Genomic DNA, 15,747 nt, shown 5'->3' on the forward strand with positions numbered 1-15,747 from the left:
CCTGGGACGCGTCTGGTTGTGTAGGATCAGGAACGCAAGCCGACGCCGCGCTTGAGCAGATTCAGGGCGACCCACGACAGCCCGATCACGAACAGCAGCATCACCCCGAACGCCACGGCGATGTGCACGTCGCTGATGCCCAGCACGCCGAAGCGGAATGCGTTCACCATATACAGGATGGGGTTGACGCGCGAGATCGCCTGCCATGGCTCGCTCAGCATGTTCACCGAATAAAACACGCCGCCAAGGTAAGTGAGCGGGGTGAGCACGAAAGTGGGGACCAAGGCAATGTCGTCGAACTTTTTCGCGTAGATCGCATTGACGAAGCCGGCAAGCGAGAAGATCGTGGCGCCGAACAGCACCGACAGCAGCGTGATCAGGATGTGCGCTACTTGCAAATGGGTGAAGAACAGTGCGATCAGCAGCACCAGGACACCCACGGTCAGGCCGCGCGTCACCGCGCCGGTCACATAGCCAAGCAGGATTACCCAGTTCGGCATCGGCGACACCAGCATCTCTTCCACCGAGCGCTGGAATTTCGCGCCGAAGAACGAGCTGGAAATGTTGCCGTAGCTGTTGGTGATGATGCTCATCATCACCAGGCCCGGCACGATGTACTGCATATAGCTGAATTCGCCCTGGATGTTGCCGATGCGGCTGCCGATCAGCTTGCCGAAGATCACGAAGTACAGCGTCATGGTGATCGCGGGCGGGATCAGGGTCTGGGTCCAAATGCGCATGATGCGCACGATCTCGCGCCGCACGATGGTCTTGAGCGCGACGAGGTTGCCGGACATATTGCTCATGCCGCCTTCTCCTTGGAATCCTGGCGGCCGGGCTCTTGTCGGCCGTTCTCCACCAGCCGCACGAACAGCTCTTCCAGGCGGTTGGTCTTGTTGCGCATCGAAAGCACGGTGATACCGTGTGTGGTGAGTGCATCGAACAGTGCGTTCATGGCCTGCGTGCGCGGCATTTCGGCTTCCAGCGTATGTGCGTCGACGCGGCGGAATGCAATGCCAGGAAGGCTAGGAAGTTGTTCCGGCAGCTTGTCCACGTCAAACACGAAGGTTTCCACGTCGAGCTTGGACAGCAGCTGCTTCATCGAGGTGTTTTCCACGATGGTGCCGTGGTCGATGATCGCGATGTTGCGGCACAACTGCTCGGCCTCTTCCAGGTAATGCGTGGTGAGGATGACCGTGGTGCCGGCCGCGTTGATGCCGCTGATGAACTGCCACATCGAGCGACGGATTTCGATATCCACGCCCGCGGTGGGTTCGTCCAGGATCAGCAGGCGCGGCTCGTTCATCATCGCGCGGGCGATCATCAGGCGGCGCTTCATGCCGCCGGACAGCATGCGAGCCTGGTCCTGTGCCTTCTCCCACAGGCGCAATTCCTTCAGGTATTTCTCTGCGCGCTCGGCAGCGAGCTTGCGCGGGATGCCGTAAAACCCGCCTTGGTTCACGCAAATGTCAAACGGCTTTTCGAACTGGTTGAAGTTGATTTCCTGCGGTACCAGGCCAATCAGCTTCATCGCCTCGTTGCGCTGCTTGTTCACCGACACGCCGAAGATGCGCGCGTCGCCCTCGCTGGAGTTCACCAGCGAGGAAAGGATGCCGATCAGGGTGGACTTGCCGGCGCCGTTCGGGCCCAGCAAGGCGAAGAAATCGCCCGGCTGTACCGTGAGGTTGATGCCCTTGAGGGCCTGGACGCCGTTGCCATAGGTCTTGCGCAGGTTTTCGACGACTAGTGCGGGGGGAGGGGACATGGGCTGCACCAAAGGGTCTAGCCCCGTATTATAGCGGGCCTTGTCCCGATGACTCGTTCAGCCGGGGCGTACTGACTGTTCTTGCTGGATATCCAATGGCCGAGCACTTCACTCTCCGTCTCGTCGACAGCCGCATGCTTGCGCCCAGCGTGCGCCATTTGGGCTTCGAACGCGCCGATGGACAGCCGCTGGCCTTCATTCCGGGCCAATTTCTGCAAATCCACTTCCACTATGACGACGGGACTGCGACCAAGCGCAGCTACTCCATCGGCACCGTGGGCGACGGCCATTCGCCAGTGCAGCGCATCGAGATCGCCGTGAGCTATGTGGACGGCGGCGCGGCCACCAAGCTGCTCAGCGGCCTGGAGCTTGGCGGCACCATCGAGGCCAGCGGCCCGTATGGGCGGTTCTGCCTGCAGGACAGCGACGCGCATCCGCGCTACTTGCTGTTGGCCACGGGCACGGGCGTAACGCCGTATCGCGCCATGTTGCCGGCATTCGAAAAGCTGTTGGCGCAGGGCGACCGGGAAGTGGTGCTGCTGTATGGCGCCCGCAATGAAACCGAATTGCTGTACGGCGAAGAGTTCGAGGTATTCGCCCAGACCCACCCGGGCTTTTCGTTCTACGGCTGCCTCAGCCGCCAGCCGCGCGCCGCAGCGCGGCCCAATGATCGCCCGGGTCACGTGCAGGGCGTGTTGGCCGAGCTGCAGCCTTCCGCCGGCCGGGATATCGCGTACCTGTGCGGCAATCCCAACATGGTCGATGCGGGATTCAACGCGCTGAAGGAATTTGGCCTGCCGATTCCGCAGATCCGGCGCGAAAAGTACATCTCCTCGCGCTGAGCGCGGCGAAAAGATTTGCAGGTGGCGCTAAAGCGCGTCGGATTCTTGCCGATAAAACTACTGCGAGGATGCAGGGTTTTGCGCAAACGTCATAGTCATGACGTTCTCAATCCCCTAACCTGCCGCTGCACCGTCCAGCTGCCCTCTGGATGGCGAAGCAGCGCATCGCTTGGCTGATTGCCTCGCGACGAAATGCCGACGCCGACAAGTGCACGTCCAAGTGCTTGTTTTACAAAGAATTCACAATTTCCAGGTCATGGCCGTCAGGTAGCATCCACGCAGGCTCCTTGTCGGTCGTATTGCATGACTTATGTGATGCGCTTGGCATTTTCGTGACAAGAGTCGGAGGAGCCTCTAAAGCGCCGGTACACCGCAGCCGATGGTGCCTACAGGTACGCGCGATTTGCGCAGGTACCGGTGGAGGGCAGCATCATGCGTGGGATGCGTTTACTCGTACTGGTGGGTTGTTGCGTCGCGATGGCGCTGGGCTCGTCGGCCGCGAAAGCGGGCGGAGGCGGCAGCATCGAGGGTGGCACAATCACATTCACTGGTGCGGTGGTGGAGCCGACCTGCAGCGTCGCGGCAATGCCTGCTGACATGAATCTGGTCGTCAGCGCTGCGCAGGTGCATCAGTCACTGCAACGAAGCTGTTCGGACACCTCGGCGGCGGCAGCGGTAGCGAGCGCCTCCCGGCCTTACCTGGTGGATGTGGCGAGCTTGTCCGGTACGCAATCGGATCGAGTGCTGCAGTACTTCGCCAATTATGTTCGCGCGGCCCAGCCTGAATCTGCCAATCCCGTGTTGGTAACGCAAACCTATGAGTGATGCCGGTATTTATCGGTATGCCGCAAGGAAACTTGAGCGTTGATAAGTGCTCGTTACACGCTAGCGTGATGTGCTGGCCGACCGATCATTGATAGGACATCGTAAAGGTGGCGGTACCGCAGACCTGACCTGCACCTACGGGCGAGCCGGTTGCGTAGTATTGGGCGTAATAGTTGAGCGTAAGGGTGCCGGACGGCGGATTGCCAAGCGATTGCGCCGTATCGAACGGCACCGGCTGCAGATTGCTCTCAAGCAGTTGGATGCCGACATTCGACGCTGGCGTGCCGGCCGAGCACGATGCTGATGGCATGATCACGCCAGTGGCAGTGCCAGGGTTGGCCGTGCTCATAGTCATGTAGAGCGACCAGTTGGCCTTGGCCGACTGGCAGTCGTACTGGATGTTGAAAGCCGTTTGGCCGGCTACGGAGCCGGTTGACGGCAGTGCGTTGTTGAAGATCATCGGCAAGGTGACGCTGAGATTGCTCGAGCCTGCGGTGACACTGCAGGTGCTCATGTTCAATGTTACGGCATTCAACGTCAGCGTGGTGAATGTATTGGAAGGAGCGGGGTAGTCCTGAGTATCGTTGGGGTCCGACGGCACGTTGTCGGAATTGTAGACCTGCAGCAATTGAATGCTGTTTATCGTGCCGGCGGCAACTGGACCGGTTTTGACCAGTTGCGCGGTAAATTTCACGCTAAGCGGACTGGGGCTGCAACTGTAGTTGTTGGTATAGCCCTGGCAATCGACTTCTCCCAATTCCCAGCCGGAAGTGCCGTTCGGGCCGGTGTTGGTGCTGCTGGCCTGAGTCTGTCTAGCGGTGAGACGAACGTCGATGCCTTGTATGTTGGTCTGGAACATGATGCCCACGCCCCCTGGAGGAGCGCTGGTCGAGTCCAGCGCAGCGAGATTGCCCGACCAGACGAGAAAATCGTCGTAGAGGTTAGGCGTGATCAAGAACGCGTTGGTGCAATCGAAGGTTACCGTCACGGATCCCGCGCTGCCGATCAGCCCATTTTTGGCGCCCGGTGCAATGCTGATGGGAGAGGGAATGGTGATGTTGGCGTTGCTTGACGATGGTGTGCATGGAGGGGATTGCGCAGCACTGGCGGCCAGCGCCATGAAGCGCATCGGTCTGCCGGTTTTCTTGCCGGATGCGCCCCTGGTGGCGACCGCGGCGCAGGTGCTGGGAACAATCAGGGCGAGCGCCAGCAACAGCACGACGACTTGGCTTACCAGGCGCGAGGTCAACGACGCCGATTTCATGGGCCGTCCCTCAAGGCGAGTGCGTCGGTGCCGGCTTTTGTGCATATCACGTTCATATGTTCGTAGCTCACGGCTGTCTGCGCGCGCTTGGCCCTAGGCGCAAGCCGGTAGTCGAAGGAGCATGACTGCTCGGTGCCATTATCATTCTGCCAACGGGCGGTCAGATGGCCAGCCTGATCGACGCCACGCAGCAGGATCTGCCCCGCCTGGCCGACTACACCCAGTGAATTGCCTTTTTCGTTGAACACTTCCGCTCCGAACGGCAACGCCTGGCCGTCTTTCAGGCGGGCTTGCACGATAAGCGTACGACCGCTTTCGGTCTTGAACTTCAGCATCACCACCGCACCGGCATAGGGTACGACTTGCGCGCTGGTGGTATCGAGTTGCACATCCAGTGGCAAGCCCTTGGGGTCGACCTGGATGGTGTTGAGCTGGTAGGGCGTCAAGTAGGGCACGATCGCGTAGCCGAAGTGATCGACGCGGGCGCCGGGGGCGTTGGCCAGGCGTGCACCGGCGGCGTCCGGCAAATAGACAATGCCGACCGTATCGCCGAGCGGTTGGCCAAAGGTAACGCCGCCCTGATGCGCGATCATTGAGCCGCTCATGTTCAACGATGCCTGCGAGTAACCGCTGCCATTGCCATAGCTGGCATTGAATACCGCATATGGACTGCGATAGCCCACGTTCACCGAGCCGGCGTTGCCGCCGCCATTGCCACTGTGCGTTGCCGCGGCGCTGTAGTTGAACTGGCTGTCGCTGCCGAGCGTGCCGCTGACCAGGGCCTGGGCTTGCGAGCCGCCCGCGTGATCGTGGCTGAGGTTCAGGGCGAGGGTCGGCGAGTGTATGTTGCGGCCCAGCGGCAAGCTCAAGCTCACGAAGTACGCATTGTCGTAACGGCCCAGCGGATCCACCGAACGCGTCGCCGATACGCTATAGGTGAGCTGGCGGAAATGGTTGTTGTAGCCGACCTGGAACTGCGTATCGTTGCCGCGCCGGTTCCAGTAGTCGCTGGCAGATGCGTTGGCGTAGATCGAGCCGCCAGTGCGTCCCAGCGGCTGGTTGAGCGAGAGCGTGAAGCTGCTGCGCTGGCGTTGCACTCCCCGCGCGGCAAGAATCGGATTGGTGATGAACGCGCTACCGGCGAGCGCCGCCTGCTGGGCAGGTGTCAATACGCTCTGTACGGGTACGCCATCGATCGTCGGCACGGTCTGCTGGGTGACGACATTGAAGGCATTGATGCCCTGGCGCGCGTAATAGCGGGCTTGCTCGGCCTGGGTCAGGCTGAGAAAACCGCCAGTGGAATAACGATAGGTGGCCACAGACAAGACGGTCTGGGTCGACGGGATGATCTTGCTATAGGTCAAACGTAGGCTTTGGCCCGACTGGGTCGAGTAACCAGGGATGTGCGCATTGGCCTGGGTGATGTCGGTTGCGAATGCGCCGTAGCGCGTGTTGATGGCGGCGCCGGCCAGTACCGCGCCGTAGCCTTGCGAGCCCGCGATGCCGGCATAACCGGTCAGCAGATTGTTGAAACCGTGCTGGACGGTAGCCTGCAGCACGGCCGGCTTGTTCTTGATGGTGGCGCTGCGCAGTTGGCCGGCGGCGATATCGAAGCGCGTGATGCCAGGACGCAACAGCTGGGCTACCGAGGCATACGGCACGCTGAAAGTGCTCACGTGACCGTCGGCTTCGGTCACCGTCACTTGCAGGTTGCCGCCATAGCCGGTTGGGTACAGGTCCTTGAGCGAGAACGGACCGGGCGACACGGTGGTTTCGTAGATCACCATGCCGTTCTGCCGTACCGTGATCTTGGCGTTGCTCTGGGCAACGCCTCGCACGACAGGGGCGTAGCCCTGCAACGATTGCGGCAGCATGCGGTCGTCGGTGCCAAGCTGCACGCCGCGGATACCGTAGCTGTCGAAGACGGCGCCGTCCGTAAAGCTATCGCCAATCGTCAAATTGGCGCGCAGCGACGCCAGATCTCGTTCCACATAGGTGTCAATGTTTTGCCACCTGCGGCGCGCTGGCTCTCCCGCGCTCGCCGATTGCCAGTCGACCGTGGCATCTTCGCGAAAATGCCAGGGACCCAGGTTGAGGCCGCTGTTCAGGCCCAGATACGAGGTGGTTTGCGTCTGGCCGCGGCTGCTGCTGCGGTAGGTGTTGAAGTTGTAGTTCAACAGTGCCGCGGGCACACCGGCATCCCAGTATTCCGGGTTCACATAGCCACGCGCCGTCTGGCCCAGGTAGGCCTGCGGAATGCTGACGTCGATGCGCAACTGCGACATATCGAATGTCACGGTGGCCCCGGTAATCAGATTGCCCATGCTTACGCAGGCTTTCGGATTGCTCAGGCTGGCCAGGGTTTCGATGGACAGCTTGGCCGGATGCAGGTTCAGTTGGTCGAGCAGCCTACGGTCGACACATGCGGTGGCGCTGACGTTCGCGGACGGCGCGGCGAAGCGCACATCGTTGCGGCCAACCCAGACATTGTTGAGGTAGATGTCTGCGTTGTAGCTGCCCGGAAGCACAGGATTGCCGTGTTCGAAACGGGACAGGTCCGTGGTGTTCTGGCCGGCCCCTGCCAGCAGGCTACGATCGAAGTCGGCATAGCCGCCGCTGGCGCTGGCGTCCGCGCCACTGGCCGCGGCGGATGCGTCAGGCGATGCGTTGGCGGGAGCGGCCGAAACGTTCGTCCAGCCACTCAGTGCGGCGGCAATTCCCGCGCACAGCAAAATCTGGCGGTACACACCATGCTTAGACGCATGAAATGTGTGCCGGCGACGTGTCACGGCGAGACGCTGCCCTTGAAGCTAGCGGTTGCGCCGTAATCGTTGACGATGTCATAGGCGATGGAAGTGCCCGCTGCCGGAGCCGTCGTCAGCCCTTTGACCTTGAGGCGCAGCGAGCCGAACGGATCGACCATGCCCGCGTCCGCGCTATAGGGCTTGCCGCCGACGTCCAGCGATGACTTGACGATGGTGACGTGGTACGGCGTGGGATTGCGCACTTCCAGTGCATAGCCCTGGCCATCGGCGACGGCCTGCCAGGTCACTTGTCCAGGTGCCGCCTGCGCATTGCCGGGCAGATGCGCAGGGCGAAAGAAGAGCTTCAGGCGCGAGCGAATCGCGAACTGCAAGAGGTTTTTGCCAGCTGATTCTTCCGTGCTGGGCTTGGGCGGAATTTCCAGTACGTTGAGCCAGAACAGCGACTCGCGATCGGCGGGCAACTGTGCCGGCGTGGAAATGATGCGCAGGTTCTGATCCTTGTGCGCCTCCATGCGAAACAGTGGCGGGGTGATCAGAAACGGTACATTGACCTTGTCCGGCGTGGACTTCGGGTCGCCGCTGTCGATCCAAGCCTCGACCAGCGCCGGATGGGCGTTATCGTTGGTCAGCCGCACGGTGACTTCACCATCCTGGGCGGGGAACACCACGCGCGTGCCGGCGATCAGAACGCTGGCATTCGCAGCACCGGTGAAAAGGCACATGGTCAGCAGTCCCACGCGGACGGCGCGGATGAAGGCATTCATGGATGGGTTCTCAGGGAGCAACGAATGGCGGGACGAGCGGGAACTACGCTGCGGCTGCAATAGCGCGCCGCAGCGTGTTCGTTCTGCGACTTATTGATACTGCGTGGTGTACGTAACGGTCGTGTTCACCAGGCCGGCCGTCGCTGCGGCGGTGGCGTAGTACTGCGCCTGGTAGTTCAACGTTACGCCGCCGCTGGAAAGGGTTCCCACCGGCGAATTGTTGTTGTTGTTGAGGTTGATGACCGAACCGGTGCCGCTGAGCAGCTGCACTTCGACATTGCCGGCGACCGTCTGCGGAGCCGACGCGGTGGCGATGTTCTTGAGGTTGCCATCGGTAGCGTTGATGTTGCTGCCACCGAACTGTTCCTGCACGCTGGTGAGGTTCGGATCGCAACCGGTCACCTTGATGCTGAACGGGGTATTGCCGGCAACGCTGCCCGAAGACGCCAAGGCAGTGGTGAACACCACGGGCAACTGGACGGTGTTGCTGGCGCTGCCACCGTTCACGCTGAACGTGCAGGTGTTGGCCACCACCTTGCCGGTGATGGTGATGGTGCCGTCGGAGGCGGCCACCGAGGTGGAGAACAATGCTGCCGCGCCGAATGTGGCGGCGAGGGCAGCGGACAGGACGATCTTCTTCATGCGGATTCCCTGGTTAACGGGTAGGTGAATTACAGGCATTCGGTAAAGCGCTTGCAGTGGGCCGGCGTATTCCCGCCCCCTCACGGGCAGGCCCACGCCTTGAGAGGCGAGTGAGCAACATTCAGGCCAAAGCGTGACCCCCATCACATTGTCGGGGAAACTCCGGTTATTTCCTACACATGGCTTACACGATTACATGGCATTCCCCTACTTTTGTCGGGAAAAAGTGTGAACTGCTTCTCCTGACAGGGCAGGGGGCCGTCAAAAAGTGACGTGCAGTGTCAGGGGAGCCACGCGATTTACATGGCCTTTGTAAAGCGTGCTTGACATGAAGCGAGGGTCTGGATAGGCTTCGTGTCAAGCGTGCTTTACATAAGGGGATATCACGATGAAGCGTTGCCGTAACGCCTGTACCGCCAGGCGCGCTGCGCCCACACGGTCATTGGCCCGGGTTGCTTGAGGGGCTGGCCATGCCAAAGTTTTCTCCGCAGCAATACCAATGGCGGGTAATGATCGCGATGTCGATCTATACCGCTTTCATGTTGATCGCCTGGCCGCTGGCCAGCGAAACCACGAGCTTGCCGCTTAAGATTCTGCTGGCGGTGGCACCCACGGTGCCGGTGCTCTATGTGATCGGCCAAATGGCACGGCTCATCCTCAACAGCGACGAACTTGAGCGCCATACCCATTTGGTGGCATTGGGCACGGCGACGGCGGTGGTGAGCGCGCTGAGCATCGTTGCCGGCTTTTTGGCCAGTGCGGGTGTGGTGAAGCTGGATGGATCGAGCTTGCTCTTCGTGTTTCCGGCGATGGTGGTGTGCTACGCCCTGGTCCGTTGGTGGGTCATGCGCAGCTATGCGGGAAGCGGGAGCTGCGAGGAGGGATTCAGCATTAAGCCGTCTGTTTTCATGATGCTGGGCGGTGTCGCCCTGCTTCTGGCGGCTTTGCTGCTCAAGCATCATGCGCAAGCGGATCGCCTGACAGCCCTGAGCGGGGTGGGTTTCGGTTTCATGGCGGGCGGTCTGTTACCTGTCCTCTTACGCTGGTTCAAGCGCAAATACCGCCGTGAATAAGCATCATGAATAATCTTGTGCGTGACTTGCGCGGCGAGTACGGCTGGTCGCAAGCCGAACTCGCGCAAAAACTGGATGTATCGCGGCAAACCATCAACGCCATCGAGACCGGCAAGTACGATCCGAGTCTGCCGTTGGCGTTCAAGATCGCGCGCCTGTTCGGCAGGCCGATCGAAATGATCTTTGTCCCTGAGGAGTGAGGGAAGCAATGGCCTTGAAGGCAAGAACCATTTTACGAGTGACGGCAGGGGCGGTGGTGCTGGGCGTGCTGGCCTATCAGCATTGGCGGCATCCCGGTCAACCGGCTGGGACAACCGCGGATGTGGCGCCCGTTTCGGCAACGGTTCAGACCAAGGAGCCGTCGCAGCCCGAGCATGCTTGGCGACACGGATCGCTTACCTTCAAGCCGTGCGAATTGGCTCGCCCCGGCAGTGGTGCGCGAGCGCATGCGTGGTGCACTACGCTCGACGTACCGGAAAACCGCGCCGATCCAAACGGTCGCCGTATCAGCCTGAGGCTGGCGATTGCCCGCAGCGATGCACAGGTGCCCGCGCCCGACCTGGTCACACTGCTCGCCGGCGGCCCCGGCGAAGCGGCGACCGAGGCATGGGTGTTCGAGGCGCCCGCGTTTAGCGAGGTTCGCAAGCATCACGATGTGCTGCTGCTGGATCAGCGCGGTACCGGAGGTTCCAATCCGTTGAGCTGCAAGAACGCGCAAGAGGCGTCCGACCAGAATGCGCTGACGCTTGACCTGGACAAGGTTCGCAAGGACGTCGCGGCGTGCTTGAACGAAGTGCGACAAAAAGCCGATCCGCGCTACTACACCACCACCATTGCGGCGCAGGATCTGGAAGATGTGCGCAAGGCGCTGGGATCGCCGGCGCTGGATCTGGTCGGCGTGTCCTACGGTACGCGCATGGCGCAGCAGTACCTCAAGCGTTATCCCGCTAGCGTACGCAGTGTCGTGCTTGACTCGGTGGTGTCGAACCAGGCGGTGCTGGGTCAGGACTTCGCCGCCGACCTCGATGACGCATTGAAAAAGAATTTTGCCGGCTGCGCGGCGGTGGCCACCTGCAAGCAGCGTTTCGGCGATTCGATGCAAACCTTGTATCAGCTGCGCGACGCCCTGCGGGCGAATCCGCACAAGGTCAGCTTCCGCGATCCGGAAACCTACCAGACGGTGGAGCGGCCCTTGAACGAATTCGCGCTCGCCAGCGTGGTGCGCATGTTTGCCTACCAGCCGGAAACCGCCGCGCTGCTACCCCTATCGATCAACGCGGCGGCGCATGGTGACGTCGGTCCCTTGCTGGGGCAAGCCAAGATTCTCAACAGCGATCTCAATGGCGACATGAATAGTGGCATGTCCATGAGCGTGATCTGCAGCGAAGATGCCGACCTGCTGCAGCCACGCCCGCAAGACCAGAACACCATCCTGGGCAATCATCTGGTCGATGCGATCAAGGCGCAGTGCCAGATATGGCCGCACGGCGCACGCCCGGACGATTTCCATGCGCCACTGAAGAGCGATAAACCGATCCTGATGCTTTCCGGCGAACTGGACCCGGTTACGCCGCCACGCTATGGCGTTGAAATCCTCCCGGGCTTGTCCGACGCGCGACAGCTGATTTTCAAGGGGCAGGGGCATTCCCTGCTCGGCCGTGGTTGCATGCCGCAGTTGCTTGGCAAGTTCATCGACCGGCCCGATCCGAAGGCGCTCGATGCAAGCTGCCTGAACAAGTTGGGCGGAACCCCGGCATTCATCGATTTCAATGGAGCTTCGCCATGATCGAGGTGAAGGACTTGCACAAGCATTTCGCCGCCGTGAAAGCCGTGGACGGCGTGAGTTTTACGGCGCGCGACGGGGAAATCACCGGGCTGCTGGGACCTAATGGCGCCGGCAAAACCACCACGCTGCGCATGCTCTACACGCTGATGCAACCGGACCGCGGACAGGTACTGATCGACGGCATCGATGTCGCGACAGACGCCCTCGCCGTTCGCCGCCAGCTCGGCGTGTTGCCGGATGCGCGCGGTTTGTACAAGCGGCTCACTGCACGCGAGAACATCGAATATTTTGCCCGCCTGCAAGGCATGGACGAATCGCTCATTCGCATGCGTTGCGAGCAGTTGGTCAAGGCATTGGACATGACGGACATCGCGGAACGCCGCGCCGAAGGCTACTCGCAAGGGCAGCGCGTCAAGACGGCGATTGCCCGAGCGCTGGTTCATGATCCAAGAAACGTGATTTTGGATGAGCCGACCAATGGCCTCGATGTGATGGCGACCCGTAGCATGCGTCAGTTCATGCGGCGGTTGAAGGAAGAGGGGCGCTGCGTGCTGTTTTCCAGTCACATCATGCAGGAGGTGGCGGCGCTGTGCGATCGCATCGTGGTGATCGCACACGGCCGCGTGGTGGCGGACGAAACACCTGACGCGCTGCGCGCGCAGACCGGCGAGGCCAACCTGGAGGATGCCTTCGTGAAGATCATCGGCAGCGAAGAGGGGCTGGCGGCATGAAGACCCTGCTGACCGTCTTCCTCAAGGAAGTGAAGGAAAACCTGCGCGACCGGCGCACCATCATGAGTGCCCTGATCCTGGGGCCGCTGCTTGGGCCGGTCATTTTCATCATGATCATGAACGTGGTGCTCACACGCGAGTTGAACAAGGCCGATCAACCGGTCAAGGTGCCGGTGATCGGCGCGAAATATGCGCCGAACCTTATCGATGCGCTCAAGCAGCAGGGCCTGGTGCCGCAGCCGCCCATCGCCGATCCGGAAGCCGCGGTGCGCGACCGGGACGCCGAGATTGTGCTGCGCATTCCCGCCGGCTTTGGTGACTCCTGGCGCAAGGGCCAGACCTCGCAGGTGGAGCTGATCTATGATTCCTCCCAGAGCGACACCGGCAGTACGGTCGGACGCGTGAAAGGCCTGCTTGAAAACTACAGCCGCCGCCAGGGCGTGATGCGGCTGGTAGCGCGCGGCCTGTCACCCGCCATGATGGCGCCGGTGGCGATCGACGAGCGTGACCAGTCCACGCCGCAGTCGCGCGCCGGAATGATGTTCGGCATGCTGCCCTACTTCTTCGTGCTGACGGTATTCATGGGCGGTATGTACCTGGCGATTGATCTCACCGCCGGCGAACGCGAGCGGCAATCGCTGGAGCCCCTGTTCGCCAATCCCGTGCCGCGCTGGAAGATATTGCTGGGCAAGCTGGCTGCAACCTGTGTTTTCTCCTTGGTCAGCCTGCTGATTTGCGTTATCGCATTTGGCTTCTGCGGCAAGCTGATACCGATCGAGCGACTCGGCATGCGTATGAACCTGGGCATTTCCTTCGCCGCGCAAGTACTTTTGATGATGCTGCCGCTGGTGATGTTGCTGGCCTGCCTGCAGACGCTGGTTTCGGCCTTCGCCAAGAGTTACCGGGAGGCGCAGACCTACCAGTCGGTGCTGATGATGGTGCCGATTTTCCCGTCGGTGCTGCTGAGCGTGACGCCCATGAAAATCACGGACTGGATGTTCTATGTGCCGTTGCTCGGACAGCAGGTCGGCATCATGCAGTTGCTGCGTGGTGAGCAGGTCACGCCTGTGCAGCTATCGAGTTGCGTCATCACCGGTCTGCTAGTGGCGCTACTGGCGATGGCGGCGACGGCATGGGTGTATCGGTCCGAGCGACTGGCGATTTCTACCTGAGGCCTTGGTAGGCTGGGATGACAATCCCAGCCTCGTTTGCGCTGCATGGATGGCAATGCCGGGATGGTCTTCCCAGCCTACATGGCTTCGAGCAGCCAAGCGGCAACCGCACCCGGATGTTCCAGCTGCAGATGATGTCCGCCGTCCATGGGCGTTACGGCGATGCGTGGCACCTGTTGCGCACGCAGCTCCATCATCTCGCTGGGCAAATAGGGCGTGGTCGGTCTGGAAAGCAGCAACGAAGCGGGCGCCTCGATGCCTGCCAGCAGTGCACGTATCTGTGCTTCGGCCAGCCGTATCGCACTGGGTCGTGTAAGGCGCGGATCGCTGCGCCAGCGATAGCCGCCTTCGACTTCGGCCAGGCCGCGCTGCACGATCGGCCGCGCCAGATCCGCCCGCAAGCCGCTGGCGATCGTGCGTGCGCTGACGGCTTGATCCACATTCGCGAACACCCGCAGCGACTTGCCATGGGCGGCAGGCGCGGCATAGGCATCGCGAAAGCGCTGCAGAGTGTTCGAGCCGTCATCGCCCAAGGGGCCAAGCCCCTCGATCAGGAACAGGCGTTCAATGCGCTGCGGCGCTGCGGCAGCAACAAGCGAGGCGATGCCCGCACCCAGCGAGTGGCCCAGTAAGGCATAACGCCCCAGCCGCAGTGTATCGGCGGCGCTGAGCACGGCGCTTACATAGTCGACGTAGTGATAGCTAATGCCCGCGGGCAAGTGGTCGGAATGCCCGTGTCCGGGCAATTCCAGCGCGATGACGCGAAAGTGCCTGGCGAGTCTGGGCGCTAGCAAGGAGAAGCTGCCAGCATTGTCCAGCCAACCGTGCAAGGCCAGCATGGGCGGGGCGCTCTCGTCGCCCCAGATCAATGCCGTAAGCGAAAGATGGTGCGACAGGTGGATGCGCTGCTCGATCGGCAGCGCTACATCGGAGTACAAGGTCATGGCGCATCACTCACTGCGAATTCCGGCCAGCCCTGGCCGTGCTGCAGAATCAATGCGCCAAGGCTGGCGACCTGCGCGTCGCTGTCGTTGAGCGCTGGAATGTAGCGCAGCGTCTCGCCACCGGCTGTGGTGAAGAACTCCGCGTTCTGCATGGCGATTTCTTCCAGCGTTTCCAGGCAGTCCACCGCGAAGCCAGGGCAGGCAACGTCCAGCCGCCTGACGCCTTCGTGGGCAAAGCGTCGCACGGTTTCATCCGTATACGGCTGCAACCATGGTTCACGGCCCACGCGAGACTGGAAGCTCATGCTCAACTGCGAGGCTTCCAACCCCAGTCGCTCGCCCAGCAAGCGCGTCGTGACCTGGCATTGATGCAGATAAGGATCGCCGGCAGCCACGTAGCGCTGCGGAATACCATGGAACGACAGCAATAGTTTGTCAGCCCGGCCGTGCTCGGCCCACCAGTGTTCGATCGACTGGGCCAGTGCTTCGATATGCCCGGCGTCGTCGTGATAGCTGTTGATGATGCGCAGTTCCGGCGGCCAGCGCAGCTGCTTGAGCATGTCAGCCACGGCATCGATCACCGAGCCGGTGGAAGTGCCCGAATACTGCGGATACAGCGGCAGCACCAGCAGTCGGCGCACACCTGCGCGCCGCATCTGCTCGATCTGCTCGCCTACCGAAGGCTTGCCATAACGCATGGCCAGCGCAACGCGTACGGGTCCCGCGGCGGCCTGATCCAGCCTGGCCTGGAGGGCGGCGGCGAGTTTTTCCGAACCTACCCGCAGGGGCGAACCCTCCGGCGTCCACACCCGCGCATAGGCATGCGCCGAACGAGCCGGGCGCAGGCGCAGGATGACGCCATGCAGGATCAGCCGCCACAGCCAGCGCGGATACTCGATGACGCGTGGATCGCCCAGAAACTCGGCCAGATAGGGGCGTAGTGCCTGTGCCGTAGGGGCGTCCGGTGTGCCCAGGTTCACGACCAGTACGCCAGCCTGAGCGGGTTGGTCGTAGGATTGTCCGGCAAGGCCGGTATAGTGGTGGACTGGCATGGCGGCGTAGACGCAGTATGAGCCGGCTCAGTCTGCCATAAGCCGCCACCAGCCTTTCGCACAAGGCGGCTATGCTTGCCTCCGTTTGCGATCGCGGTCGACTCATTCAAATCGGGAGCCAT

Annotated in this window: 15 protein-coding genes; 7 read left to right on the top strand and 8 right to left on the bottom strand. The window is 61.6% G+C overall.

The features are described from left to right. Nucleotides 1-26 precede the first annotated feature (26 nt). Nucleotides 27-806 carry an ABC transporter permease gene (locus QQJ96_RS15780; protein ID WP_284332979.1) on the bottom strand — a complete coding sequence of 260 codons (780 nt, stop codon included), beginning with the start codon at nucleotides 804-806 and terminating at the stop codon, nucleotides 27-29. Beyond that, nucleotides 803-1,765, bottom strand: coding sequence for an ABC transporter ATP-binding protein (locus tag QQJ96_RS15785; RefSeq protein ID WP_284332980.1), 963 nt, complete (start codon nucleotides 1,763-1,765; stop codon nucleotides 803-805). Before QQJ96_RS15785 ends, QQJ96_RS15780 begins: the two co-directional genes overlap by 4 nt. Nucleotides 1,766-1,860: 95 nt before the next feature. Between QQJ96_RS15785 and QQJ96_RS15790 the strand changes: the two genes are divergently transcribed. Together QQJ96_RS15790 and QQJ96_RS15795 are read left to right on the top strand one after the other, a co-directional pair. Next, nucleotides 1,861-2,607, top strand: coding sequence for an FAD-binding oxidoreductase (locus QQJ96_RS15790; protein WP_284332981.1), 747 nt, complete (start codon nucleotides 1,861-1,863; stop codon nucleotides 2,605-2,607). 441 nt (nucleotides 2,608-3,048) lie between these two features. After that, nucleotides 3,049-3,432: a hypothetical protein gene (locus QQJ96_RS15795; RefSeq protein WP_284332982.1), complete on the top strand. Its 384-nt coding sequence runs from the start codon at nucleotides 3,049-3,051 to the stop codon at nucleotides 3,430-3,432. A gap of 85 nt (nucleotides 3,433-3,517) precedes the next feature. On the opposite strand, the gene QQJ96_RS15800 is transcribed toward QQJ96_RS15795, so the two are convergent. The 4 genes from QQJ96_RS15800 to QQJ96_RS15815 all read right to left on the bottom strand — a co-directional run bounded on the left by QQJ96_RS15800 (nucleotide 3,518) and on the right by QQJ96_RS15815 (nucleotide 8,867). After that, nucleotides 3,518-4,696 (bottom strand): fimbrial protein, encoded by a 1,179-nt coding sequence (locus QQJ96_RS15800; RefSeq protein WP_284332983.1) that lies wholly within the window; start codon nucleotides 4,694-4,696, stop codon nucleotides 3,518-3,520. Then, nucleotides 4,693-7,443, bottom strand: coding sequence for a fimbria/pilus outer membrane usher protein (locus QQJ96_RS15805; RefSeq protein WP_284332984.1), 2,751 nt, complete (start codon nucleotides 7,441-7,443; stop codon nucleotides 4,693-4,695). Before QQJ96_RS15805 ends, QQJ96_RS15800 begins: the two co-directional genes overlap by 4 nt. Nucleotides 7,444-7,481: 38 nt before the next feature. Further along, complete coding sequence (locus QQJ96_RS15810) at nucleotides 7,482-8,225, bottom strand: fimbrial biogenesis chaperone (protein ID WP_284332985.1); 744 nt, start codon at nucleotides 8,223-8,225, stop codon at nucleotides 7,482-7,484. 90 nt (nucleotides 8,226-8,315) lie between these two features. Continuing rightward, the gene (locus tag QQJ96_RS15815) at nucleotides 8,316-8,867 is read right to left on the bottom strand and encodes a fimbrial protein (protein WP_284332986.1); all 552 of its coding nucleotides are present in this window, start codon (nucleotides 8,865-8,867) and stop codon (nucleotides 8,316-8,318) included. A gap of 470 nt (nucleotides 8,868-9,337) precedes the next feature. Here QQJ96_RS15815 and QQJ96_RS15820 point away from each other — a divergent pair, with 470 nt between their 5' ends. The 5 genes from QQJ96_RS15820 to QQJ96_RS15840 are packed head-to-tail and all read left to right on the top strand — an operon-like array spanning nucleotide 9,338 to nucleotide 13,629. Continuing rightward, nucleotides 9,338-9,940, top strand: a complete 603-nt coding sequence (locus tag QQJ96_RS15820; protein WP_284332987.1) for a hypothetical protein — start codon at nucleotides 9,338-9,340, stop codon at nucleotides 9,938-9,940. Nucleotides 9,941-9,945: 5 nt separating this feature from the next. Further along, entirely contained in the window at nucleotides 9,946-10,140 is a 195-nt protein-coding gene (locus QQJ96_RS15825) for a helix-turn-helix transcriptional regulator (protein WP_284332988.1), read from the top strand. 8 nt (nucleotides 10,141-10,148) lie between these two features. Beyond that, nucleotides 10,149-11,726, top strand: coding sequence for an alpha/beta fold hydrolase (locus tag QQJ96_RS15830; RefSeq protein ID WP_284332989.1), 1,578 nt, complete (start codon nucleotides 10,149-10,151; stop codon nucleotides 11,724-11,726). After that, nucleotides 11,723-12,457 carry an ABC transporter ATP-binding protein gene (locus QQJ96_RS15835; protein WP_284332990.1) on the top strand — a complete coding sequence of 245 codons (735 nt, stop codon included), beginning with the start codon at nucleotides 11,723-11,725 and terminating at the stop codon, nucleotides 12,455-12,457. Before QQJ96_RS15830 ends, QQJ96_RS15835 begins: the two co-directional genes overlap by 4 nt. Next, entirely contained in the window at nucleotides 12,454-13,629 is a 1,176-nt protein-coding gene (locus QQJ96_RS15840; protein WP_284332991.1) for an ABC transporter permease, read from the top strand. Before QQJ96_RS15835 ends, QQJ96_RS15840 begins: the two co-directional genes overlap by 4 nt. A gap of 77 nt (nucleotides 13,630-13,706) precedes the next feature. On the opposite strand, the gene QQJ96_RS15845 is transcribed toward QQJ96_RS15840, so the two are convergent. Then, nucleotides 13,707-14,573, bottom strand: a complete 867-nt coding sequence (locus tag QQJ96_RS15845; RefSeq protein ID WP_284332992.1) for an alpha/beta fold hydrolase — start codon at nucleotides 14,571-14,573, stop codon at nucleotides 13,707-13,709. Continuing rightward, a complete protein-coding gene (gene hemH / locus QQJ96_RS15850) occupies nucleotides 14,570-15,625 on the bottom strand; it encodes a ferrochelatase (protein ID WP_284332993.1) in 1,056 nt (351 codons plus the stop codon). The genes QQJ96_RS15845 and hemH overlap by 4 nt, the downstream gene beginning before the upstream one ends. Nucleotides 15,626-15,747 lie beyond the last annotated feature (122 nt).

Origin of the sequence: Dyella flagellata, from assembly GCF_030160275.1 — a bacterium.
Classification (GTDB): Bacteria; Pseudomonadota; Gammaproteobacteria; order Xanthomonadales; family Rhodanobacteraceae; genus Dyella_B; species Dyella_B flagellata.